This window comes from Cupriavidus sp. 96C5-1 (assembly GCF_057798855.1).
In genome coordinates this window covers 41,483-64,887 of the sequence record NZ_JBYOJU010000014.1, presented here as the reverse complement: position 1 = coordinate 64,887, position 23,405 = coordinate 41,483, and the positions used below count along the sequence as shown (strand labels likewise).

The 23,405-nt window shown below is 68.4% G+C and carries 23 protein-coding genes; 13 read left to right on the top strand and 10 right to left on the bottom strand.

The features are described 5' to 3' along the window. Nucleotides 1–133: 133 nt before the first annotated feature. Complete coding sequence (locus AC3FOF_RS17335; RefSeq protein ID WP_276265420.1) at nucleotides 134–1,069, bottom strand: LysR family transcriptional regulator; 936 nt, start codon at nucleotides 1,067–1,069, stop codon at nucleotides 134–136. Between the two features lie 155 nt (nucleotides 1,070–1,224). Here AC3FOF_RS17335 and AC3FOF_RS17330 point away from each other — a divergent pair, with 155 nt between their 5' ends. The 3 genes from AC3FOF_RS17330 to AC3FOF_RS17320 all read left to right on the top strand — a co-directional run bounded on the left by AC3FOF_RS17330 (nucleotide 1,225) and on the right by AC3FOF_RS17320 (nucleotide 5,166). Beyond that, complete coding sequence (locus AC3FOF_RS17330; protein ID WP_017230399.1) at nucleotides 1,225–2,502, top strand: CoA transferase; 1,278 nt, start codon at nucleotides 1,225–1,227, stop codon at nucleotides 2,500–2,502. Further along, complete coding sequence (locus AC3FOF_RS17325; protein ID WP_488727258.1) at nucleotides 2,495–3,634, top strand: acyl-CoA dehydrogenase family protein; 1,140 nt, start codon at nucleotides 2,495–2,497, stop codon at nucleotides 3,632–3,634. Before AC3FOF_RS17330 ends, AC3FOF_RS17325 begins: the two co-directional genes overlap by 8 nt. Nucleotides 3,635–3,723: 89 nt before the next feature. After that, nucleotides 3,724–5,166 (top strand): purine-cytosine permease family protein, encoded by a 1,443-nt coding sequence (locus AC3FOF_RS17320; RefSeq protein WP_276265423.1) that lies wholly within the window; start codon nucleotides 3,724–3,726, stop codon nucleotides 5,164–5,166. Nucleotides 5,167–5,180: 14 nt separating this feature from the next. Here the strand turns inward: AC3FOF_RS17320 and AC3FOF_RS17315 are convergent, their stop codons facing one another. The 5 genes from AC3FOF_RS17315 to AC3FOF_RS17295 all read right to left on the bottom strand — a co-directional run bounded on the left by AC3FOF_RS17315 (nucleotide 5,181) and on the right by AC3FOF_RS17295 (nucleotide 9,202). Next, a complete protein-coding gene (locus AC3FOF_RS17315) occupies nucleotides 5,181–5,477 on the bottom strand; it encodes a cupin domain-containing protein (RefSeq protein ID WP_035817045.1) in 297 nt (98 codons plus the stop codon). Between the two features lie 51 nt (nucleotides 5,478–5,528). Beyond that, nucleotides 5,529–6,233 carry a glutathione S-transferase N-terminal domain-containing protein gene (locus tag AC3FOF_RS17310; RefSeq protein ID WP_488727257.1) on the bottom strand — a complete coding sequence of 235 codons (705 nt, stop codon included), beginning with the start codon at nucleotides 6,231–6,233 and terminating at the stop codon, nucleotides 5,529–5,531. 167 nt (nucleotides 6,234–6,400) lie between these two features. Next, a complete protein-coding gene (locus tag AC3FOF_RS17305) occupies nucleotides 6,401–6,679 on the bottom strand; it encodes a hypothetical protein (protein WP_017230404.1) in 279 nt (92 codons plus the stop codon). Between the two features lie 217 nt (nucleotides 6,680–6,896). After that, nucleotides 6,897–8,045: a GGDEF domain-containing protein gene (locus AC3FOF_RS17300; protein WP_488727256.1), complete on the bottom strand. Its 1,149-nt coding sequence runs from the start codon at nucleotides 8,043–8,045 to the stop codon at nucleotides 6,897–6,899. Nucleotides 8,046–8,464: 419 nt separating this feature from the next. Next, a complete protein-coding gene (locus AC3FOF_RS17295; RefSeq protein WP_488727255.1) occupies nucleotides 8,465–9,202 on the bottom strand; it encodes a helix-turn-helix domain-containing protein in 738 nt (245 codons plus the stop codon). A 101-nt stretch (nucleotides 9,203–9,303) separates the two neighbouring features. Between AC3FOF_RS17295 and AC3FOF_RS17290 the strand changes: the two genes are divergently transcribed. Together AC3FOF_RS17290 and AC3FOF_RS17285 are read left to right on the top strand one after the other, a co-directional pair. After that, nucleotides 9,304–10,155, top strand: a complete 852-nt coding sequence (locus tag AC3FOF_RS17290) for an inositol monophosphatase family protein (protein WP_488727254.1) — start codon at nucleotides 9,304–9,306, stop codon at nucleotides 10,153–10,155. Next, nucleotides 10,152–10,424 (top strand): hypothetical protein, encoded by a 273-nt coding sequence (locus AC3FOF_RS17285; RefSeq protein WP_017230409.1) that lies wholly within the window; start codon nucleotides 10,152–10,154, stop codon nucleotides 10,422–10,424. Before AC3FOF_RS17290 ends, AC3FOF_RS17285 begins: the two co-directional genes overlap by 4 nt. Before the next feature lie 56 nt (nucleotides 10,425–10,480). On the opposite strand, the gene AC3FOF_RS17280 is transcribed toward AC3FOF_RS17285, so the two are convergent. From AC3FOF_RS17280 to AC3FOF_RS17270, 3 genes are all read right to left on the bottom strand, one after another. Then, nucleotides 10,481–11,314: a carbon-nitrogen hydrolase family protein gene (locus tag AC3FOF_RS17280; protein ID WP_488727253.1), complete on the bottom strand. Its 834-nt coding sequence runs from the start codon at nucleotides 11,312–11,314 to the stop codon at nucleotides 10,481–10,483. 208 nt (nucleotides 11,315–11,522) lie between these two features. Next, complete coding sequence (locus AC3FOF_RS17275) at nucleotides 11,523–13,067, bottom strand: class I adenylate-forming enzyme family protein (RefSeq protein ID WP_488727252.1); 1,545 nt, start codon at nucleotides 13,065–13,067, stop codon at nucleotides 11,523–11,525. Between the two features lie 99 nt (nucleotides 13,068–13,166). After that, nucleotides 13,167–13,958, bottom strand: a complete 792-nt coding sequence (locus AC3FOF_RS17270) for a crotonase/enoyl-CoA hydratase family protein (protein WP_488727305.1) — start codon at nucleotides 13,956–13,958, stop codon at nucleotides 13,167–13,169. Nucleotides 13,959–14,197: 239 nt separating this feature from the next. On the opposite strand from AC3FOF_RS17270, the gene AC3FOF_RS17265 reads away from it, so the two are divergent. From AC3FOF_RS17265 to AC3FOF_RS17240, 6 genes are all read left to right on the top strand, one after another. Further along, nucleotides 14,198–14,995 carry a PaaX family transcriptional regulator C-terminal domain-containing protein gene (locus AC3FOF_RS17265; RefSeq protein WP_276265432.1) on the top strand — a complete coding sequence of 266 codons (798 nt, stop codon included), beginning with the start codon at nucleotides 14,198–14,200 and terminating at the stop codon, nucleotides 14,993–14,995. 200 nt (nucleotides 14,996–15,195) lie between these two features. Next, the gene (gene zwf / locus AC3FOF_RS17260) at nucleotides 15,196–16,644 is read left to right on the top strand and encodes a glucose-6-phosphate dehydrogenase (RefSeq protein ID WP_017230207.1); all 1,449 of its coding nucleotides are present in this window, start codon (nucleotides 15,196–15,198) and stop codon (nucleotides 16,642–16,644) included. A 75-nt stretch (nucleotides 16,645–16,719) separates the two neighbouring features. Then, nucleotides 16,720–17,400, top strand: coding sequence for a 6-phosphogluconolactonase (gene pgl, locus AC3FOF_RS17255; protein ID WP_276265433.1), 681 nt, complete (start codon nucleotides 16,720–16,722; stop codon nucleotides 17,398–17,400). A 4-nt stretch (nucleotides 17,401–17,404) separates the two neighbouring features. Further along, nucleotides 17,405–18,415 carry a glucokinase gene (gene glk / locus AC3FOF_RS17250; protein WP_276265434.1) on the top strand — a complete coding sequence of 337 codons (1,011 nt, stop codon included), beginning with the start codon at nucleotides 17,405–17,407 and terminating at the stop codon, nucleotides 18,413–18,415. A gap of 34 nt (nucleotides 18,416–18,449) precedes the next feature. Beyond that, complete coding sequence (locus AC3FOF_RS17245; RefSeq protein ID WP_276265435.1) at nucleotides 18,450–19,166, top strand: response regulator transcription factor; 717 nt, start codon at nucleotides 18,450–18,452, stop codon at nucleotides 19,164–19,166. Then, nucleotides 19,166–20,533 carry a sensor histidine kinase gene (locus AC3FOF_RS17240; RefSeq protein ID WP_488727251.1) on the top strand — a complete coding sequence of 456 codons (1,368 nt, stop codon included), beginning with the start codon at nucleotides 19,166–19,168 and terminating at the stop codon, nucleotides 20,531–20,533. The genes AC3FOF_RS17245 and AC3FOF_RS17240 overlap by 1 nt, the downstream gene beginning before the upstream one ends. A 31-nt stretch (nucleotides 20,534–20,564) precedes the next feature. On the opposite strand, the gene AC3FOF_RS17235 is transcribed toward AC3FOF_RS17240, so the two are convergent. Next, entirely contained in the window at nucleotides 20,565–21,500 is a 936-nt protein-coding gene (locus tag AC3FOF_RS17235; RefSeq protein ID WP_488727250.1) for a 2-hydroxyacid dehydrogenase, read from the bottom strand. A gap of 293 nt (nucleotides 21,501–21,793) precedes the next feature. Here AC3FOF_RS17235 and AC3FOF_RS17230 point away from each other — a divergent pair, with 293 nt between their 5' ends. Further along, nucleotides 21,794–22,519 (top strand): SDR family oxidoreductase, encoded by a 726-nt coding sequence (locus AC3FOF_RS17230; RefSeq protein WP_488727249.1) that lies wholly within the window; start codon nucleotides 21,794–21,796, stop codon nucleotides 22,517–22,519. An 80-nt stretch (nucleotides 22,520–22,599) separates the two neighbouring features. Next, entirely contained in the window at nucleotides 22,600–23,394 is a 795-nt protein-coding gene (locus AC3FOF_RS17225; protein WP_488727248.1) for an SDR family NAD(P)-dependent oxidoreductase, read from the top strand. The last annotated feature ends 11 nt before the right edge of the window (nucleotides 23,395–23,405 follow it).

Below are 23,405 nucleotides of genomic sequence, written 5' to 3'. Positions count from 1 at the left end.
CTTGGCAGATCGGCGCATCACTGGAAGAACGTGGGCTTCCCGGCTCCGCTGCCTACCCGCGGATAACCGGCGCAAGCAGCAGGCTCATCAGCTTGCAGATCAGCCGCCGTCTTCCACGGTCGCATCGTCCGGATCAGGCCGGCATCCGTCCGCGCCTGCCCTTCCCCACCCGCGCGGCCATCGCCTCATGCACCGCCTCGCGCACGCATTCGGCCAGCAGTTCCGCCGCAGGCGTACGCGACAGGCGAGCCGCACGGGCGATCACCAGCGGCTGCCGGATGGTTTCTTCACGGATCGGCCTTTCGACCACGCCGCTTGTCAGGGCCGCCGACGGCGCCTGGGTGATCAGCAGCGATACGCCCAGCCCGTTCGCCACCATGCTCCTCGCGAGTTCCAGCGAGGTGGCGCGATAGCGGATCTCCGGTTGCAAGCCATACTGCCAGAACGGCGCCATCAGGAAATCGCGGCTGTGCGGCAGGTCGATCAGGATCAGCGGTTCGCTGGCCAGCTCCCGCAGGGAGATCCCGCCCCTTCCCCTGGCCAGCTTCGAGCCGGCAGGGACCAGTCCGTACGGATGCAGTTCGGCGATGCATTCGCGCTCGATCCCGCTGGGCAAGCCCACGTCGTAGGTCAGTGCGAATTCGATATGGCCGCCGTGCAGCCAGTCTTCGATCTGCGCCAGATCGCCTTCGACGAAGCGCACCGCCAGATCGGGAAAACGGGCGCGCGCGATCCGCAGCAGCACGGGCAGGTACACCGGGGCAAGCGTGCGGAATACGCCGATATGGACCTCGCCAGAGGCGGCGTCGCCGCTCTCGTCGGCCTCGAACGCAGTCGCCGCGGCGAGGATTTGCCGCGCCTCGGCCAGCTTGCGCACGCCGAAGCGGGTCAGCGTCATCCGCGATCCGGCGTCCCGCGCGAACAGTTCTTCTCCGAACAGCGCTTCGAGTTCGCGAATGGCAACGGAGATCGAGGGCTGCGAGACGTTCAGCGTCCGGGCCGCTGACGTGGTGCTCCCGGCCTGCGCCGCCGCCGCGAAATAGCGCAACAGGCGCAAGGAGATTCTCATCAAGAAATCGTATAGGTGATAGTAGATATCAATATTTTACTTGATAGCCATGGCTGACCAGAATCATGGCATCGGCAAGCACGCCGCGCTGCATCGCCCTCGCGGCGGCGATACCACGCTGGCGAGGCTGCCCTGGCTACCTGGAGGAGTGTGAAGTGAACCATCCTGACCTGCCGCTTGCCGGCATCCGCGTGATCGATTTTTCGCGCGTGCTTGCCGGGCCTTACTGCACGGCCCTGCTCGGCGACCTCGGCGCCGAGGTGATCAAGATCGAGCCGCCGGGCGGTGACGACTACCGCGCGGTCGGCCCCTTCGTGGATGGCCGGAGCGGTCTGTTCTCCGCCATGAACCGCAACAAGCAGAGCATCGTCATCGACCTGAAGGCGGAAGCCGGCCTGGCGCTGGCGCGTTCGCTGTGCGAGCGGGCCGACGTGGTGGTGGAGAACTTCCGCCCGGGCGTCGCGCAGAAGCTGGGCATCGGCTACGCGGCGCTGCGCGAGCTGAATCCTTCGCTCGTCTATGCCAGCGTGTCGGGTTTCGGCCAGACCGGGCCGGAGTCGCATCGGCCGGCCTACGACATCATCCTGCAGGCGATGTGCGGCCTGATGGACGCCACCGGCGCGCCGGACGGCACGCCCACGCTGCTGGGTGAAGCCGTGTCGGATGTGGTGAGCGGCCTCTTTGCTTCGTGGGGCGTGCTGGCGGCCCTGCTCTCGCGGGAGAAGACCGGCAGGGGCACGCATGTGGATGTGTCGATGTTCGATGCCACCCTGAGCCTGAGCGCCACCCTGGTCGCCCGCTACGCCGCGACCGGGCTGGCCCCGCGCCGCGTCGGCAACCGCCACCCGTCGTCCGCGCCGTTCGGCGCGTATCGTGCCGCGGATGGCTTCTACGTGGTGGCGGTGCTGAACAACAAGCTGTTCCAGACGCTTGCCGGCACCATCGGCCAGCCGGAGCTGGCCGCCGATCCGCGCTTCGCCGACGATCACTCGCGCTGCAGCGCCGAGGCCGATCTGCGGGCATGCATCGAGGCATGGTCCGCCACGCGCACGGTCGAGGAAGTGAACCGCTTGCTTAGCGCCGCGGGCATTCCAGTCGCCCCCATCCGCAATGTGAAACAGGCGATGGAGAGCGACCATGCCGCTTACCGCGGCTTGCTGACCGAGGTGCCGGATGCGCGCGGCGGCAAGGTCCGCCTGCCCTCGCAGCCCGTGAAGTTCTCCGGCTACCGCGCCAATCGGGTGACCACCGCTCCCGCGCTGGGTGAGCACACGGACGCCATCCTGGCAACCCTCGGCATCGCCGGCGACGCCGTGCCGGCCCTGCGCGCGAGCGGGGCGCTGGGACCTGAAGCGCTCAAGCCTGCCGTGCACCATCGCCCGGGCGCTGGCACAACACCGGAAGACACCAACATGGAGAATCAACATGCATAAACGATTGGGCGTGCAGCCGGCCGACCTCGAGATCGGCGATGCCATCGGGCGGTTCGCCCGCAGCGAACTCGCGCCGAAGGCGGCCGAGATCGACCGCGACGAAGCCTCGACCACGCGTTATGTTCCGCTGCTTGCCGAACTCGGCATCATGGGCATGAACCTGCCGGAGCGTTGGGGCGGCATCGACGCTTCTCCCGTTGCGCTGATCCTGTCGCTGGTCGAGATTGCCAGGGCCTGCGCCTCCACCTCCTCGATGATCGGGGCGCATTACCTCGCCACCGATTCGATCCTGATCGGCGGCGACGACAGCCTGCGTGAGCGCTACCTGCCCGACGCCGCGGCCGGCGCGAAGCTTGGCGCTTTTGCGCTGACCGAGCCACGGGCCGGGTCGAATCCCGCGGACATGGCGACGCGCGCCACTCCGGAGGGCGATGGCTACCGCCTGCGCGGTGTGAAGCATTTCATCTCCAATGCCAACGCAGCGGATTTCATCGTGGTCTACGCGAAGACCGATCCCGAGGCGGGGACGCGCGGTATCAGCGCCTTCGTGGTCGACCGGAAGACGCCGGGGGTGGAGGTTGCCCCGGCTGAAAAGCTGATGGGCATCCGCGGCGCACCCGCGCACGAAGTGGCGCTCGACTGCTTCGTCCCGGCCGCGAACCGGCTTGGCGCAGAGGGCAGCGGCTTTCGCACGGCCATGAAGGTGCTGGACAACAGCCGCCTGGACGTGGCCGCCACCAGCCTCGGCATTGCGGAGGCCGCGCTCGAAGCGGCGGTCGACTGGGCCAGGCAGCGCGAGGTTGGCGGCGAACCGCTGTCGCGCAAGCAGGGCCTGCAGTGGATGTTTGCCGACATGAAGACACGGCTCGAAGCCGCCTGGCTGCTTACCTTGCAGGCCGCGGTCATGCGCGGGGCCGGCGAGCCCTTCACCGACCACGCCTCGATGGCCAAGCTCTACGCATCCGAAACCGTGGCCTTCGTGACGGATACGGCCTTGCAGATCCACGGTGGCTACGGCTTTACGCGCGAGATGCCGCTGGAGCGCCTGGTGCGCGATGCGCGCATCCTGCGGATCTACGAAGGCTCCTCCGAGATCCAGCGCACGGTGATTGCGCGGTCCTTGCTCCGCTAGGCGATCGCCCACCCCTCTCGGCAACCGACTGCCCATCGGCGTCCCTCGGGCCGCCGCATGGCAGCGCACAACATATTCAGGAGACAGAGATGGAAGCCCCAGGATCCGGCGCGGCCCCGCGCAAGCTGATCGAACGCCGCTCGATCGATTACATCCCCGAGTCGGAGCGGCACGGCAGTCTGTTCAGCCAGTTCACCCTGTGGCTCGGCGCCAACCTGCAGGTGACCGCCGTGGTAACGGGGGCGCTGGCGGTGGTGCTCGGCGGCGATGTCTTCTGGTCGCTGGCGGGTTTGCTGGTTGGCCAGGTGATCGGTGGCGCCGTGATGGCGCTGCATGGGGCCCAGGGCCCGCAACTGGGGCTGCCGCAGATGATCTCCAGCCGCGTCCAGTTTGGCGTCTACGGCGCCATTATCCCGCTGGTGCTGGTCTGCATCATGTACGTGGGCTTCTCCGCCGGCGGCATGGTGCTGGCCGGCCAGGCGCTCGGCCACTTCCTTGGCATCGGCAGTACGAGCGCCATTCTCGTGTTCGCCGCACTGGTGGTGATGCTGGCCGCGCTCGGCTACCGGACCATTCATACGATGGGCCGCATCTCCAGCATCGTCGGCGTGCTGGCCTTTCTCTACCTGTTCGCCAGCCTGCTGCATGGGCACGACATCGGTGCGCTGCTGCAGAACCGCCACTTCACGGTGGGCTCGTTCCTGCTTGCAGTGTCCTTGTCGGCTTCGTGGCAGATTGCCTATGGCCCGTACGTGGCCGACTATTCCCGCTATTTGCCACGCTCTACCTCTGCGCTCAAGACGTTCCTTGCGGTGGGCGCGGGTTCGGTGCTGGGTGCGCAAGTCTCCATGGTGTTCGGCGTGTTTGCCGCGGCCCTGGCAGGCGACCGTTTCGCCGGACACGAGGTATCGTTCATCGTCGGCCTTGGCGCCAGCGGGGCCGTGGCGGCGCTGCTGTACCTGACCATTGCGCTGGGCAAGCTCACCATCACCACGCTGAATGCCTATGGCAGCGTGATGTCGGTGGCCGCCATCATCACGGGCTTTGGCGGGCAGCGCACCATCTCCAGCCGCGCGCGGCTTGGCTTTATCCTGCTGATGGTCGGGTTGTCGACAGCGCTGGCGCTGGCCGGCGAGCGCGCGTTCCTGAAGGAGTTCTCCGCCTTCCTGCTGTTCCTCCTCGCCTTCTTCACGCCGTGGAGCGCGATCAACCTGGTGGACTATTACTTCGTTACCCGGGAGCGCTATGATGTGCCGGCGCTCTCCGATCCGGACGGGCGCTACGGCCGCTGGAACATGGCGGGCATCGTGGTCTACGCGCTGGGCGTGCTGGTGCAGATGCCGCTGATTGCCACCAGCTTCTACACCGGCGCGTGGGTAGCGGCGCTGGGCGGCGTCGACATCTCGTGGATCGTGGGCCTGCTGGTGCCGGCCCTGCTCTACTACCTTGTTTCGCGGGCCAGACTGGACCAGGTCCCGAAGGCCCTGATCCTGCCGGACGAGCCTGGCGCGGCCAAGGCCACGGGAGGCTGAGCGGGTCCACGAGATCAGACGTCGACGATCACCAGCGTGCCATGGCTGCCCGGCAGCACGGCATGCGAGACCCCGGCCGGGGCGAGGTACATCTGCCCTGGCCGGACCACCACGGTTTCGGCTTCGACCTGTAGCATCAACTGCCCGCTCACCACGAACAGGCCCTCGTTGTAGTCGTGCGTCTCGGCTTCATAGGGCTGTGCGTCCATGCGGAGAACCTTGATGCGGGCGGGGCCGACCTGCCCCACCACCGACGATTTCCACGCCGTCGGCAAATCCGACGCGAGGGCATCAAACTGAATCAGCGGCACCGGCATGGCTCCAATGTTGATCGTCGATCTGCATCCGACGGGTTGGCACGTTCATACGCGCTTCGGAATATCCAGGCCTCTCACCACCGCGGGCCGTGCCAGGAAGGCTTCGAGCGCGCGTGTCACATGCTTGAAATCCCCGATGCCCACCAGGTCGCCGGCTTCGTAGAAGCCGATCAGGTTGCGCACCCACGGGAAGGTGGCGATATCGGCGATGGTGTAGGCGTCGCCCATGATCCATGCGCGGTCCGCCAGCCGGGTGTCCAGCACGGCCAGCAGGCGCCTGGCTTCCGCCACGTAGCGGTCGCGCGGGCGCTTGTCTTCGTATTCCTTGCCGGCGAACTTGTTGAAGAACCCGACCTGGCCGAACATCGGGCCGATGCCGCCCATCTGGAACATCAGCCACTGGATGGTCTCGTAGCGGCCGCCGGCGTCCTGCGGGATGAACTTGCCGCTCTTGTCGGCGAGGTAGAGCAGGATGGCGCCGGATTCGAACAGGCCCAGCGGCCTGTCGTCCGGCCCGTTGGGATCGAGGATCGCGGGGATCTTGTTGTTGGGGCTGAGCGACAGGAACTCCGGCGAGTACTGCTCGTTGGTATCGAAGCGCACCAGGTGCGGCTCGTAGGGCAGGCCGGTCTCCTCCAGCATGATGGAGACCTTGACACCGTTGGGCGTGGGCAGCGAATACAGCTGGATCCGGTCCGGACGCAGCGCGGGCCATTTGGTGGCGATGGGAAAGTCGGACAAAGCGGTCATGGGGATTCCGGTTGGCTGAAGCAATGGAGGGGCAAGGGGCAAGGGGTAAGGTGCAAGGCTCAAGGCATCACACCGTTGATGGGGGGCGGCCGGCGTCTGGCGGCCGCTGCTCGCCCGGGCGGGCAGGGAAGGCTGCCGTCATGGTTCCGGTCTGGCCGGGCGCGGGCTCACTTCGGCTTGTCGTCGTCGACCGGCGGGCTGACGCCCGCGGCCACCAGGCAATCGCGCAGGTGCTTGATTTCCTGTTTGGCGCAGACGTTGCCGTGGTGCGGATGGTGGAGGTAGAACTCGTACTGGTTGAGCACGACCCTGAAGCGGGCGCCCTGGATCGGCTCGACGCTCGCGCCGAGTTGCTGGAGCAGGGTCTCGACCTCGCGCCAGTGGATATTGTTGCTCAGCGGGTGACTGAAAACCGACTGGAGCAGGCTCCGGGATTTGTGGCTCATGGCTGGTCTACCAACATCGGCGGCAATAGCCGTAGCATACAAGAGCGGATGGGTTGCTGCTTGTTTGCCGAGGGTGCGTCTCCTGCCCGGCTTGGCCTCACCCCACCGGCAGGCGCAGAGGCTGGGCCGCGAGACCTGGCATGAGGCCCGCAGGACGCGGATCTGCCGGGTAGAGGGACTATGGGTTCCCGAAGCCCTGAGGCGCGCCCACGCCTGTTCAGGCAGCCATGGCCTGCCCGTCATGTCGCGTCACACGGTTGCGGCCAGCGCGCTTGGCGGCGTAACAGGCGCGGTCGGCAGCCTGGATCCAGGCCTCCCATGGCCTGGTGCCGGTATCGACCCAGGCGATGCCGATGCTGACGGTGATGCGCACCGGCAGTCCGTCGATATCGATCGCCAGCCCTTCGGCGCGCTTGCGCAGCCGCTCCGCGATCTCCATCGCCCTGCCTGCGCTGACTGCCGGCAGGAAAAGCACGAATTCCTCGCCGCCGTACCTTGCGAAGACATCGCCCTTGCGCAAGTGCCCCTGCACGGTCTTTGCAAATGCGGTCAGCACGCGGTCCCCGGCGGGATGGCCGAAGCGGTCGTTGATCTCCTTGAAGCGATCCAGATCGAGGATGGCGACGGCACTGCCGGGCAGTGGCCTGGGGGGCAGGCGCTCGAGAAACCAGCGCCGGTTGCCCACCCCGGTCAGCGCATCGGTTTGCGCCGCCAGCCGGAGATCGGCTTCGGCGCGTTCTCTTACCAGCGCGATGACCAGGATGGCGATGGCGAAATTGCAGAAGATCTGCAGGAAGAACGCCGTGGCCATGTCGAACGACGTACGTATATCGCCAACGATGCAGACCAGCCGCGTCGCATAGATGGCCGCGCTGGCGGCCAGGCAGGCCACCAGGGCGAGGCGCGAGTGCAGCGGCTCGCTGCACCGGTCTTTCCAGATCTCCACGGCGGACGCGGCCAGGAACGAGACCGCGGTCAGGTGGAATGCGCTGGCCCGCAGCGCGTCGGTCGCCGTGAACTCGGTGACGATGCCAGCCAGGAACCAGACGGCCGGCACCAGCACGATCACCGAGCGCAGCGCACGCCGCCTGCCGCTCATGGCGCGCATGCCGGCCCACAGCAGTGCATAGCCGCTGGTGCCGAGCAGCAGGCTCAGATGGGTCCATAGCCAGTGCGGTATCGCGGCCTGCTCGCCCAGGCCCGCCAGGGTGGCGCCGCATGCCAGGCTCGTCAGCGCGAAGGCCAGCCTGCCGAGCCCCCGCGATACCGGCGATTTCCGCCTTATATTCAGGATGCCCAGGGCTCCCGCGATCAGCGACGTGGTGTGAAGCAAGAGTACGGTGGCCAGATCAATTTTAAAAGGCATGGGCCAATCCTTGGCTTCAATATCGCAGTCTGAATGCATCGATCCGTCTGCCGGCATCCTGCCGTTCCGTTCAGGAACATGGCCATTGCCTGCACGGTAGCCGATGTGACTTTTGGCCGTACGTTTCAATTATGCCTTGGCGCGAGCGTTGTCCGGACTATGGAAAACGAGAAATCGGGAGAAACCCGGCGATTGGGGGGAATGCAATCCGAATTACTACCGAGGCGCCGAATTCTTTCAAATATTTCATAAGCCGGACGTAATGGATATTCGGCATTATTTGCTGCAAATTACGCAACAGTCTGTGTCCAGGGGGGCCGCCATATCGGATCGATTGTCCGCGTTGCCTGCTGTGAATATTGGAATTCAATCTGACAGGCTGCTCAGGTGCCGGGCCGGCGCCGTTGCCCTGCCGGGCCTCAATCCCGGCCAGCCGCCAGGTATGCGCGCGGCGTCATTCCGGTATAGCGGCGGAACAAGGCGATAAAACTGCTGACGCTGGCGTAGCCGAGGCCGAGCGCCACGGCGGTGACGCTTTCCCCGGCGGCCAGGCGTTCCATGGCCGTGAGCATGCGCAGTTGCTGGCGCCATTGCGTCAGGCTCCAGCCAGTGTCGGCCTGGAAGCGGCGGGTCAGGGTGCGGCGGGCCATGCCGATGCGCCCGGCCCAGCCGTCCAGGCCGGTGTTGTCGTCGGGGGTGGCGAGCAGCGCAGTGGCCATGCGCAGCAGCCGGGGTTCCTGCGGCATGGGCAGGAACAGCGTCTGCGCCGGCTGGCGGGTGAAGTCGTCGGCAAAGACCGCCAGGTAGTGCTCGCGCGCCGGCCCGGCGGGCGGCTCGGCCCGGGCCAGCGTATCGAGCAAGGCGGCCAGCAACGGCGACAGGCGCACCACCTTGAGAGCGGCCGGCATCGAGGCGCGGCTCCACGTTTCGGTGAAGTACAGGCTCATGCCGGCCATCGATCCGTGCATGTGGGCACCGTGGGCTTCGTACGGTGGGACCCAGCCGATGCAGCCGGTCGGCATCAGCCAGCGGCCGCCGCCGGCCTCGATGCTGACCACGCCGGATTTCACCGTGAACAGCTGCCCCTGCGCATGCTGGTGCGGCACTTGTTCGCGCGAGGCGGGATGCGCGATCGGGCGGATTTCCAGTAGCGACATCGGGATGGCCCATTTGAATCATAAATTGGCATTCTATCGTTAGCAGGCAATCGGGCACATGCATAGACTGGCTACACCCATCACCCCAGGAGCGATCCATCGTGAATGCCAGATCAGATACCCCGACCCTCCCGGCCCGCTTCGGGCAGCCGCTGGCCGCCGTGCTCGACACGCTGACCGCCCTGCTTGCCGAACAGGGAGGACGGTTGCGCGCGCAGCAGCCGCGCAGCGCGCCGGCCGATTTCGAGGCGCTGCGCGTTGGCTTCGACCACCACAGCGGCGCCGTGGGCAAGGTACTGAAACAGACCCTGCTGGAGCGCTGGCCGGAGATCCCGTTTTCCGACAAGGAACTGGAGAGCGGCACGCGGCAGGCCTCGGAATACGCGGACGCCTACTGGGTTTGCGACCCGATCGACGGCGCGCTGCATTACCTCAGCGGCATGCCGGGCTGGACCATTGCGCTGTGCCTGGTGGTGCAGGGCAAGCCGGCGCTGTCGCTGGTGCACGACCCGGCCACCGGGCGCACCTATCGCGCGGTGGCCGGCCAGGGCGCCGATTGCGATGGGCAGCCACTGCGGGTCAATGCGCGCGGCAGGCTGGCATCGGCAATGATTGCCACCGCTCACCCGAACTGGCCGGGCCAGGTGCGCGAGGACACCGCGGACTTTCTCAGCCGCTTTGGGCGCCTGCTGCCGCAGGTGTTCGGGCTGCGCGTCCATGGGCCCACGTCCCTGTTGCTGGCGCTGGTGGCCGGCGGTGCGATCGATGGCTACTGGGAATGCGCACAGGACTATTACGACTGGCTGCCGGGCGCGCTGCTGGTGAGCGAGGCCGGCGGCACCGTGACGGCGCTCGACGGCAAGCCGTTTGGCTGGGGCTGCCAGGGCATTGTCGCGGCCGGTCCGGCCATGCATGGTGTGCTCGGTGCCGCGCTGAAGGGAGAGGATGCATGAAGCCGGAAGCCTTGTTGCCCGATGGCGTCGATACTGTCCAGGCCAACGGACTGGCCGTGCGCAAAGGCAGCGTCGGCGCGCTGCTGGCGAGCTGGCGCGTGCTGAGCGATGCACGGCACGACGACGCCAGCCGCGCGGCGGCCGAAGCGGATTTGCTGGCCTTGTTGCCGGGCCTGGCCGCGCTCGGGCTGTTCGATGTGTTCGCAGCGCGCGATCCACGCCTGGCGGCACTGATTGCGCGGCAGCAAGCCGGCAAGCTGGAATCGTGACCGTGACCGTGACCGTGACCGGCTGGCGCAGCGCAGCCGAAGCAAGGCGGTGCTGATCAGGCTGCCGGCAATGCGCCTGGCACCGGCACCACCTGGCCCGACCAGCGGCCCGCTTCGCGCGTTGCCTTCACCAGCACATTGCCGGGACCGGGCGCGGCCACCACGGCGCGCCCGCCTTCGGCCCAGATGGCGCTGCGTCCGACCGCTTCCCAGCCGCCGGTGGCGCCGCCATGATTCGCCATCAGCACCGCCATATCGTGATCGGCCGCATATCCCGCGAGCAACCCGGTCTCCGGCGCATGGCCGGCTTCGGTGAGCAGCATCCCCGCCGCATAGATCCCGGCGCCGGCTTGCGCGGCCATGCGTGCATGGTCCGGTTGCGTGATTTCGGCGCAAATTGCCAGCGCGGCCTGATGTCCCGCGACGTTGACGGCCTGGCCGCCGCGACCAGGCACAAATGCGGCTTCCTCTCCTGGATGCAGATGCTGCTTTGTGTAGGTGCCGATCTCGCCGTTGGTTTGCAGCACAAGCGCGCCGATGTATACGCCGGCGCCGTTATCGGCGCGCACCGGTATACCCACCACCGCGATCATGCCGCTATGCTGTGCGAATTCGCGCAAGGGGTGCAGCACCGCGTCGTCCGGCCGGATGGCCAGCGCGCGCGCCAGCGTTCGCTCGTAGCCGGTCAGCGACAGTTCGGGAAACACCAGGAACTGTACGCCATGATCCGCCGCGGTCTGCATGAAGCGAAGATGCCGGGCGATATTTGCCTGGATATCGCCGGCAATGGAAGTGGTCTGTGCTGCGGCTATGGTCAGGGTTGTCATGGCGTCGGGGAGGGCGGGGAGTGCTTGCGTAGTGCGCAGTGTGACATGGGGTTGCTGCGACATGGCGATCCCTGTCGCGGGGGCGCGCGGATGCTACGCAGAAACGGGTACGCTTTGTCGCGCCCCTGTCCTGGAACCGGCCGTGGCTCGACCTGCTCTTCGGCCACCCCGAGGCGATGCCCGGCTGGCCGCGCCGATCGCCGGGCACGATGGCGGCTTGTTCCCGCCGGCTTGAGCAGGTACTGCCGCAAGCACTGCCGCCCCGGCTGGCTCAGGCGGCCCCGCCGTCGCGATAGCGGTCGCGCAATCCGCGCCGGTTCAGCTTGCCCACCGCGGTCTTGGGCAGCTCCGTGGCAAACAGCACGTGGCGCGGCTTCTTGTATGAGGCCAGCCGCGCAGCCAGGTGTTCGACCAGCTCGGCCGCCAGCGCATCGCTCGCCGCCTGCCCGGCGTGCAGCACGATCACGGCGGTGACTGCCTCGACCCACTTCTCGTCGGGCAGGCCGATCACCGCGCATTCGCGCACGGCTGGATGCGTCAGCAGCGCGTTCTCGACTTCGCCGGGATACACGTTGTAGCCGCCGCTGACGATCATGTCGGAGGTGCGGTCCTTCAGGTGCAGGAAGCCGTCGGCATCGAACACGCCGATATCGCGCGTGCGCACCCAGCCGTCGGGCAGGAAGGTCTGCGCGGTGAGTTCGGGGGCGTCGTGATAGCCGGCCACGCTGGACGGCGCGCGTACCGCGATCTCGCCCGGCTGGCCGGGCGGCACGTCGTTGCCGGCTTCGTCCAGCAGACGCAGTTCCACGTCCAGCGCCACCTGGCCGCAAGCGCCGAGCCGCTCGCCGTGATGGTCCTCCGGGCGCAGGACGGCGAGGCACAGGGGCACCTCGGTCTGGCCGTAGTACTGCCAGAAACGGTGCTGGCCCCAGATCGCCATGGCGCGCTCGATCACCGGGCGTGGCATCGGCGACGCGCCGTAGATGACGTAGCGCAGCGCGTCGGCCTTGCAGGTAGCCATGGCCGGCAAGCTCACCAGCATCTGCAGCATGGTCGGCACCAGGTTGATGGCGGTGACGCGTTCGCGCTCGATCGCCGCGAGGAAGCTCGCGGGCTCGAAGCCGGGCAGGATCACGGTCTTGCCGCCGCGCAGCCAGAACGGCAGCACGAACACGCCGCTGGCATGGATCAGCGAGGCGGCATGCAGCATCGCGTCGTCGGGCGCGGCGGGCAGCAGGTTGAGCAGCACGTTGCGGCAGATCGCCGCGTAGGAGGCTTGCGTATGCCGGGCGGCCTTGAGGGTGCCGGTGGTGCCCGAGGTAAACAAGGTCAGGATGACGTCGTCCTCGGCGACCTGCACCGGAGGATCGGTGGCGGGCCGCGACTGCGCCGCGGCGAGCAGATCGATGCCGCCATCCAGGCTCGCACCCAGGCCATGGCAGGCGAGTTCCGGCAAAGCCTGGCGCAGCGCTTGTGCACGCTCGGCGAGATCGGGGCCGAATACCAGCATCCGGCAGCCGGTGTCCAGCAACATGCGCTGGTGCTCGGCCAATGACAGGCGCGCGTTCAGCGGCACGCGGTTGAGCGCGGCCTTGACGCAGGCGAAGTCCAGCGGGATGCTGTGCAGGCCGTTATTGAGCAGCAGCGCGACGCGCTCGCCCGGGCCAGCGCCGGCCGCCTGCAGCGCGTGGGCAAGGCGCGCGCTAAGCGCATCGACTTCGCCAAAGGTCAGGCTTTGCCCGCCGAAGACGATGGCGGTGCGGGGGCCGTGCTGGGCCGCGCCGCGGCGGATCAACGCAAGCGTGGTGGGTGCCATGGTGCTGTCTCTCCCTGGTTTTTTCTTACGCAGAAACGGGTACGCTTTGATGGTCCGGGGTGCGTTCGCCCCGGATTGGCGCGAGCTCCGGCGAGCGCTTCAGCCGGAGAAATCGCCATGCCGCCCGGCGCCGCCGACAAAGCGGGCGGCGCCCTGGATGCCTTCCTCGAACACGACCGGGGTGCCATTGGCGCCCTCGGCGCGCAGGGCGTCGGCCAGCGGCAGGTCCCACTGCCCGTAGGCGGAGGCACGGTCGGCCAGCATGCAACGCTGGGGAAACGCCGCCAGCTCATGCGCCAGCGCCTCGGCGGCAGCGCGGGCCTGGCCCGGCTCGACCACGCGGTTGGCCAGGCCCATCGCCAGCGCCTCTCCGGCGGCTACCGCGCGGCCGCTCAGGATCATGTCGAGCGCACGGCTCATGCCGACGATGCGCGGCAACCGTACCGTGCCGCCGTCGATCAGCGGCACGCCCCAGCGCCGGCAGAAGACCCCGAACACCGCGTCGCGCTCGGCCACGCGCAGGTCCGCCAGCAGCGCCAGTTCCAGCCCGCCCGCCACCGCATAGCCGCTGACCGCGGCAATCAGCGGCTTGGACAAGGCCATCCGGCTAGGCCCCATCGGCCCCGCGCCGCCGCCTTGCGGATCGAGTTCGTGGCGGCGCGCGGGGTCGCCCACCGCTGACAGGTCCGCGCCGCCGCAGAAGTGCCCGCCAGCGCCCCACAGCACTGCCACTCGCAGCGCGGGGTCGGACTCGAACTGCGTAAAGGCCGTCCGCAGCGCCAGCGCCATGGGGCCGTCCACGGCGTTGCGCTTGTCGGCGCGGTCCAGAATGATGGTATATACCGGGCCGGTGGTTTCGGTCCTGACATATGGGTTGGGCAGATTGTCCATGATCGTGGTCGCGTCGTTGGTGGGCAGGCTGGTTTCGGTTTGCCTGGGGTTGCCCTGGCTCACCGGGGTGTTCGCCTAGGTGTTCGCCTAGGTGTTTCTCCAAATACCGGAATATTTCACCAAATGATATATATGTGTCATGAAAAGAAATATTTCTCGTTTACCCTTCACCGAACTGACTGGACGCCCCGCGTCGTTTCCCGTTCCCAGGCTGCCCACGGTGCCCCCCGGCGTCACCCATGCACGACATTGAGATCCGCGAGCCTTCCGCCACCGACCTGGTGCTCGACCTGCTCTTCGGCCACCCCGAGCGAGCCCTGCCGGTGCAACTGCTGGCGCGCGGTGCCGAGGTGATGGGCATCGGCACGCCGAGCGTGCGCGTGGCCCTGACGCGGCTGCAGCGGCAAGGCCGCATCGTCAAGACCGAGCGCGGCTGCTACGCGGTGGTGCCGGAAGGCAATCCGGTCTACGACGAAGTCGAGCACTGGTTCGAAAAGGAAAGCCGGCTGGAGCAGTGGAGCGGAAACTGGCTGGTGGTGCAGGACGCCGCCGTGGCGCGCAGCGCAAAGACCGCATGGCGGCACCATGAGCGCGCGCTGGCGCTGTCCGGCTTTCGCCCGCTCGCGGCCGGCATCAATGTCCGCCCCGACAATCTCGCCGGCGGTGCCCCGGCCATGCGCGCGACGCTGTCCCGGCTCGGCATGGCCGGCGCGAGCCTGCTCTTCGTCGGGCGCGAGTTCGATGCGGATACCGCCGCGCGCATGGCGCGGCTATGGGACGTGCCGACGCTGCAATCGACCTATCGCCGCGCGCTGGCCCAGCTCGAGCGCAGCCGCGCAAAAGTGGCGCGCATGGCGCCGGACGCCGGCGCGCGCGAAACCATGCTGGTGGTGCGCGCCATCATCCGCGCCATTGTGCGCGATCCGCTGCTGCCCGAGGCCATCATGGACCCGGCGCCCCGCCGCGCCCTGATCGAGGCCACCCGTGCCTATCAGCTGCAGGCGCGCACGCTGTGGGTGGGGCTGCTCGGCGGCTAGTCCCTGCACGGGAGCAGGCGCCCGTTCGCCGCCGGCTGGTGCCGGCCACGCCTCGCCAAGCGGCGGCGACTCACGTAAACTGGCTGGAACTTATGCGACGCATCGCGCCCTCAGTAGAGTGACGCGCGCCGGTTGATTCGGGGCCCTCCGGGACCTTGCGCCGTATTCACGCTGGCCAAGACAAGGAGTACAGGGTGAGCATGCCCGATTTCGACATGGTGCTGTTCGGCGGCACCGGGGACCTGGCGCGGCGCAAGCTGCTGCCGGCGCTGTTCGATGCGCATCGCGCGGGATTGCTGCACCCCGCCGCCCGCATTCTTGCCACCGGCAGCCATCCGCTTTCCACCGGGGACTATGTCGGCTCGCTGGAGCAAAGCGTGCGTCCCGGCCTCGAGCATGCGCCGCCGGAGGCCTGGGCCAGCTTCCTGGCCCGCGTCAGCTACGTGCAGGCCGATGCGCGCGAGCCTGCGCATTTCGACGCGCTGGCGCGCAAGGTGCTGGAGCGGGCGCCCGCGGTGGTCGTCTGCTATCTCGCCACCGCGCCGCATATTTTTGTGCCCATCTGCGAGCAACTGGCGCGTACGGGCCTCAATCATCCCAATGTCCGCATCGTGCTGGAAAAGCCGCTGGGGCATGACCTGCCTTCTTCCGACGCGATCAACTCGGCCGTGGCCCAGTTCTTCGCGGAAGACCAGATCTACCGGATCGATCACTATCTCGGCAAGGAGTCGGTGCAGAACCTGATGGCGATCCGCTTCGGCAATGCGCTGTTCGAGCCGCTCTGGCGCCGCGAATGGGTGCAGGATGTGCAGATCACCATCGCCGAGGAACTCGGCGTGGAAACGCGCGGCGACTTCTACGACCGCACCGGCGCGCTGCGCGACATGGTGCAGAACCACCTGCTGCAACTGCTGTGCATGGTGGCGATGGAGCCGCCCACCAGCCTGTCCGAAGACGCCATCCGCGACGAGAAGATCAAGATACTGAAGGCGCTCAAGCCCATCACGCCGCAGGACGTGGCCGAGAAGACCGTGCGTGGCCAGTATCGCGCCGGCGCCGTGGGCGGCAAGCCGGTGCCGGGCTACCTGGACGAGAAGGGTATTGCGGCCGACAGCCATACCGAGACCTTCGTCGCGATCAAGGCCGAGATCGCCAACTGGCGCTGGTCGGGCGTGCCGTTCTACCTGCGCACGGGCAAGCGCATGCAGTCGCGCGTGGCGGAGATCGTGATCCACTTCCGCGATGTGCCGCATGCGATCTTCCCGCGCCCGCTGACGCTGTCGCCGCAGAACCGCCTGGTGATCCGGCTGCAGCCCGAGGAGAGCATCCGCCTGTACTTCCTGGTCAAGCAGCCGGGCGACACCGTGGCGCTCGCGCCCACTTCGCTCGACCTGGACTTCGCCAACTCCTTCAAGGTGCGCCGCGCGGGCGCCTACGAGCGCCTGCTGCTCGACGTCATCCGCGGCCGGCTCGGCTTGTTCGTGCGCCGGGACGAGCAGGCGCAGGCCTGGCGCTGGGTGGAGCCCATCCTCGACACCTGGGGCCAGAGCACCGTGCCGCCCAAGCCGTACACCGCCGGCACCTGGGGGCCGGCCGCATCGTCCGCGCTGATGTCGCGCGACGGTTCGCTCTGGCACGAAGAGGTGTAGGCCGCGCCGGCGCAGGATTTCCTGGCAACCCTTGCCACCTATCACCCTACCCTTACCCTGACAGGAGACAGAGCCATGCGACGCTACGAACATACCTCCGAGGCGGAACTGGCCGAAGCGATGGCGATCTCGGTGGGCCATGCGCTCGCGCTTGCCATCGGCGTGAACGGCTGGGCCGTGCTGGCGGTGTCCGGCGGCCGCTCGCCGGTGGCGTTGTTCGAGCGCCTGCGCCACCGCACTGTTCGCTGGGAGGCCGTCACCATCACGCTGGTCGACGAGCGCGTGGTGCCGCCGGACCATGAGGACAGCAACGGCGCGCTGGTGCGCCGGCACCTGCTGCGCGACGCCGCAGCCAAGGCGGCCTTTGTGCCGCTGGTGGCCGATGCCGCCGAGGTGGCCGATCCGGCCGGCGCCGTCGCGCGGCTGAACGCGGCCTGGCGCCAGCCCGACGTGGTGGTGCTCGGCATGGGCGAGGACGGCCACACCGCCTCGCTGTTCCCGGAGGCGCCGGAGCTGGAGCGGGCCCTGTCCGATACGCAGCCAGGCTACCTGGTGACGCATCCGCGAGAGGCGCCGCATGCGCGCGTCACGCTCAACCTGGCGGCGCTGCTGGCTGCCGATCGCGTCTTCCTGTCGTTCGCGGGCGCGGTCAAGGCCGCGGTGTTCGCGCGCGCCTGCAAGGGCCCGACCCCGGCGTTGCCGGTCAGCCTGGTGATGAGCCGCCATCGCCACGGCACCGATGTCTTCTCGGCCTGACGCCATGCCTGGCTATCCACGCTTGCTTGGCGACGTCGGCGGCACCAATGTGCGCTTTGCACTGGAAACCGCGCCGCAGCGCATCGGGCCGGTCACCGCGTTCAAGGTGGCCGACTACCCTTCGCTGGAGGCCGCCATTCGCCATTACCTGGCGGCGCTGCCGAGCGGCGGCGCGCGGCCGCGCTACGCGGCGGTGGGGCTTGCCAATCCGGTGACCGGCGACCGCGTGAAGCTGACCAACCACGCCTGGGCCTTTTCCATCTCGGAGATGCAGCGCGCGCTCGGGCTGGACCTGCTGCTGGCCATCAACGATTTCACCGCGCTGGCGCTGGGTTTGCCGCATCTCGGCAAAGGCGGCCTGACGCTGCTGCGCGAAGGTACCGCCGTGGCCGGCGCGCCGATGGCGCTGGTCGGGCCCGGCACCGGGCTGGGCGTGTCCGGCCTGGTGCCGGCACGCAGCGGCCCGGCGGTGGCGCTGGCCGGCGAGGGCGGCCATATCGAGCTGATGCCCGACACCGACGATGAATGGATTGCCTGGCGCGCGGCGCACAAGGCCTTTGGCCGGGTCTCGGCCGAGCGTCTTCTGTCGGGCATGGGACTATCGCTGATCCACGCGGCGCTGCACGCAGAAACGGGTACGCCCCTGGCGCGGCCGCTTGCGCCGGCGCAGGTCACCGAGGGTGCCATCCGGGACGCCGACCCGATATGCCAGCGCGCGTTCGCCGTATTCTGTGGCCTGCTCGGCTCCGTGGCGGCCGATATTGCATTGGTGCTGGGCGCGCGCGGTGGCGTTTACCTGGGCGGCGGCATCGTGCCGCGCTTCGTGCCCGCGCTGCAGGCCTCCGCATTCAACGCGCGGTTTACGGCGAAGGGCCGTATGGCCGCCTACCTGGAAAGCTTGCCCGTCCATGTCATCACGGCGCAGTTCCCCTCCCTGCCCGGGCTGGCGCAGGCGCTGGCCGAAGCGCTCGCCCACGGCGGGCAAAACCGCTACGTTTCACCCTTCTCCACTTAACCGCTTAACCATCAAGCTGACCCCGGACCTGACCATGCGAGTATTGCTGGTGGAAGACGACGCCATGATCGGCGATAGCGTGAAGACCGCGCTGCGCCAGGAGGGCTTTGCAGTCGACTGGGTGCAGGACGGCGAGGCTGGCCTGGCGGCCGCCACCCCGTCCGGCGGCCCGGACGGCGAGCCCTGCTACGCGCTGATCCTGCTCGATCTCGGTTTGCCGCGCCGCTCGGGGCTGGAGGTGCTGGCCGCGCTGCGCGCGCGCGGCGTGAACACGCCAGTGCTGATCCTGACCGCGCGCGACGCCGTGGCCGATCGCGTGGCGGGCCTCAACGCCGGTGCCGACGATTACCTGGTCAAGCCTTTCGACCTGCAGGAGCTGGCGGCGCGCATGCACGCGCTGGCGCGCCGCGCCGAAGGGCGTGCCGAGCCGCTGCTGCGCTACGGCGCCATCGTGATCAATCCGGCCACGCGCGAGGTCGCCCTCGACGGCGAGCCGGTGAAACTCTCCGCGCGCGAGTTCGGCCTGCTGTCGGCGCTGCTGGCGCGGCCCGGCAAGGTGTGGTCGGTGCCGCAACTGGAAGAGCGCCTGTACGGCTGGGGCGACGAAGTGGGCAGCAATACGGTGGAGGTGTATATCCATGCGCTGCGCAAGAAGTTCGGCGCGCCGCTGATCCGCAATATCCGCGGCGTGGGTTATGTCGTGCCCAAGCTGGACGATAGCGCGCCTGCCTCGCCCGGGAGTGCGGGCTGATGCGTTCGATCCAGAGAACCCTGCTGTGGTGGCTGGCGCTGGGTTTGCTGGCCGGCATCGCCATCGCCACCGCGCTGATCTTCGGCCAGGCCCGGCAGGAAGCCAATGCGCTGTTCGACTACCAGATGAAGCAGGTGGCGGCGGCGCTGCCCAGCCAGTTCGCCAATCCGGTCATGCCGTCGTTCGGGCCGGTGGAGCCGCCAGGCGCAGCAGTGGCGCCGGGCGACAGCTTGTTCCATTCCGACGAAGACGTGGTGATCCATATCTGGGACGGATCGGGCCGCAGCCTTTACCTTTCGCACGCGCATCCGTCGCTGCCGCCGCGCGCCGAGCTGGGCTTCTCCAATGTCAGGACCGACGAGGGCGAATGGCGCATCTACAGCGTGCAGCTCGGCCCGGCCGTGGTGCAGATCGCGCAGCCCATGTCGGCGCGCAACGAGTTGGCCGCGCGCATGGCGATGCGCACCGTGGCGCCCTTGCTGCTGCTGCTGCCACTGATCGGCTGGCTGGTGTGGATTGCGGTGGGGAGGGGCTTGCGGCCCCTGCGCGAGATCGCGGCCGAGGTGCGCGAGCGCGACGCCAATGCGCTCGCGCCACTGGCCGTCAGCCGCATGCCGGACGAGATTGCGCCGCTGACGCTGGCGCTCAACCAGTTGTTGGCGCGGCTGTCGCATGCCATCGATACCCAGCGCGCCTTCGTGGCCGATGCCGCGCATGCGCTGCGCACGCCGCTGGCCGCGCTGCAGTTGCAGGTCCAGCTGGTGGAGCGCGCCGATAGCGCCGAGGCGCGCCAGGAGGCGGTGGGCAAGCTGCGCCAGGGTCTGGAGCGGCTCACCCATATGGTGGCCCAGTTGCTGACGCTGGCGCGCCAGGAGCCCGGTGCCGCGCTGCCGTCCCACGAGGCGGTGGACCTGCGCGTGCTGGCCGGCAATGTGGTGGCGGAGATGACCCAGGCAGCGCTCGATCGCCACATCGACCTCGGCCTGGATGCCGGCCCGGGCCCGGTCGCGGTGTGCGGCGATGTGGATGCGCTGCGCATCCTCCTGACCAACCTGATCGACAACGCGCTGCGCTACGTGCCGGCCGGTGGCAGGGTCGACGTGCAGGCCTGCCGTATTCCGGCCGCCCAGGGCAGGGCCGGCGCGGACACGGTGGAACTCGTGGTACGCGACGATGGCCCCGGGATTCCGGCCGCCGAGCGCGAGCGCGTGTTCGACCGTTTCTACCGCGTGCCGGAAGCCCCCACCGGCGGCAGCGGCCTGGGCCTGGCCATCGTCGCCGAGATCGCGCAAACGCACGGCGCGCGCGTCTCGCTGGAAGATGCGGCGCCGGGGCTGCGTGTGCGGGTGGTGTTTCCGGCGGGCTAGGGGGCTCGCCCGCGCAGCCGGCAGGCTCCGCTCAGCCTACCGGTGTGAGCACCGGCTCGCCGGCGAAGTGCAGGCGGCTGTTCTCCAGGAACTGTTGTACCGAGGCATTGATGGCTTCCGGCGACCAGCCGGCCACGTGGGGTGTCAGGACCACGTTGGGGCAATCGAACAGCTCGGTGGGCGGCTCGGGTTCGGTCTCGTACACATCGAGGCCGGCGCCGCCGAGCGTGCCGGCACGCAGGGCGGCGGCCAGCGCCGCCGTGTCGAGCACGCTGCCGCGCGCGATATTCACCACGAACCCGCCCGGCCCGAGTTGGGCCAGCACCTTGGCACTGACCAGGTGGCGGGTGCCGCCGCCGCCCGGCGTGGCGATCACCAGGTAATCGGCCCATTCGGCCAGCGCACCCAGGCTGTCGAAGTAACGGTACGGCACGTCGTCGCGCGGCGAGCGGTTGTGATAGCCCACTTCCAGGTCGAAGCCCAGCCCGCGCTGCGCGATGCGCCGCCCGATGGTGCCGAGGCCGAGGATGCCCAGGCGCTTGCCCGAGACATTGGGCCGCAGCGGCAGCACGGTGCGCCACTTGCCGGCGCGCGTGGCCTGGTCCAGCGTCGGGATGGCGCGCACGGTGGCCAGCAGCAGCGCCATGGCATGGTCCGCCACACAGCTGTCGTTGGTGCCGGCGCCGTTGGCGACCGTGACGCCGCGCGCCCGGGCATGAGCCACGGCGATATTCTCGTAGCCGGCACCCAGTGCGCACACCAGCTCCAGCGCGGGCATGGCGTCGATCTCGGCGGCGCTCAGCCCGACCGAGCCGATCGTCAGCACGGCGCGCACGCGTTCGCCGCATGCTTTGACCTGCGCGGCCCGGCCGGCGCTGTCCGGCGCGTAGCGCACCTCGTATTGTTCGGCAATCCAGGAAAGGTGTTCGGCGCTGACGTGGCTGAGGACAAGCAGGAGCGGCTTCATGGTCGGGCAGGGTGGAGTGGGAGGGAGGTCCCGGGGTGGGACGCAAGCTGCACCGCAGCATTGTAGCGGTGGCGCGGCGCGCTTGCTGGCGCCGCCGCCGTCGCAGCGACCGCCGCCGATTATCAAATTCCTGCCAACAGTGCTTCCAATCCAGAGTGGATGATCGACCGGCCACGCATGGCCATAATCGTTGGCATGGGCGGTGCTCCTGCTTCCTGCCGCTCCTGTCTTCCCTCATGGGTCAATGCACTCGCCAGTGCATTCAAGCATTCAAGCATTCAAGGAGTCTTGCCATGTTCCCCGATTTCAAAGACGCCAGGGTCCTGGTGGTCGGCGGTAGTTCCGGCATCGGCCTGGCCGCTGCCGCTGGGTTTGCCGCCCGCGGCGCGAGCGTCACCATTGCCTCGCGCTCCCGGGAGAAGGTCGACGCCGCCGTGCGCGGGCTGGCCGGCAGCGCGGGCGCCGTCACCGGCGCGACGCTGGACGTCACCGACGACGCCAGCGTGGCGCGATTCATGGATGGTGCGCAGCCGTGGGACCACGTGGTGATTTCCGCCGCGCAAACGCCCACCGGGCAGGTGCGCCAGCTGCCGCTGGCCGATGCCTACGCCGCCATGGACAGCAAGTTCTGGGGTGCCTATCGCGTGGCGCGGCTGGTCCCGGTTCGCGCAGGCGGCTCGCTGACGCTGGTGTCCGGATTTCTGGGCATGCGGCCAAGCAAGACCTCGGTGCTGCAGGGTGCCATCAATGCCGCGCTCGAATCGCTGGGCCGCGGACTGGCGCTGGAACTGTCGCCGGTGCGGGTCAATACCGTGTCGCCCGGCCTGATCGCCACGCCGCTGTGGGACAAGCTGGACGCAGCCACGCGCCAGTCGATGTACGAGAGCGTGGCCGCGCGGCTGCCGGCGCAGCGCATCGGCCAGCCCGAGGACGTGGCCAACGCTATCCTCTACCTGGCGGGCACAGGCTACGCCACGGGTTCGACCGTACTGGTCGATGGCGGCGGCGCCATTGCGTGACCGGCCGGATGCGCATTGCCGCGCATCGTCTTCCCCCTTTTCTTGATTGAATCGTCGTCCATTCGACATTGGAGTCTCACATGCAGATCGATCTCTCGGACAAGACCGCGCTGGTCACCGCTTCCACCGCCGGCATCGGGCTGGCCATCGCTACCGGGCTGGCGCGGGCCGGCGCCAGCGTGGTCATCAACGGCCGCAGCCAGGAAAGCGTGGAGCGCGCCATCGGCGCGATCGGCGTGCAGGTGCCGGGCGCGCGCCTGCGCGGCGTGCCGGCCGACGTCGGCACCGCCGCAGGCTGCGCCGCGCTGGTGGCGGCCGTGCCGGCCGTGGACATCCTCGTCAACAACGCCGGCGTCTATGGCCTGAAGGACTTCTTCGACCTCGGCGACGAGGACTGGACCCACATCTTCGAGATGAACGTCATGTCCGGCGTGCGCCTGTCGCGTGCTTATCTGCCGGGGATGACGCGGCAGCAGTGGGGCCGCGTGGTCTTTATCTCGTCGGAATCGGCGCTCAATGTGCCGGAAGACATGATCCACTACGGCTTCTCCAAGACCTCGCAGCTGTCCATATCGCGCGGGCTGGCCAAGCGCCTGCGCGCCACCGGGGTCACCGTCAATGCCGTGTTGCCGGGCCCGACACTCTCGGATGGCCTGCGCGGCATGCTGGAGGGCCCCGCGGCAGAGGCGGGGGTCAGCGTGGAAGCCGTGGCGGCGGATTTCATCAAGGCGCATCGCCCCAGCTCGATCCTGCAGCGCGCGGCCACCGTGGAAGAGGTGGCCAATATGGTGGTGTACGTCTGCTCCCGACAGGCGTCGGCCACCACCGGGGCGGCATTGCGGGTGGACGGCGGCGTGGTCGATACCATCGCCTGAGCTGCAAAAGA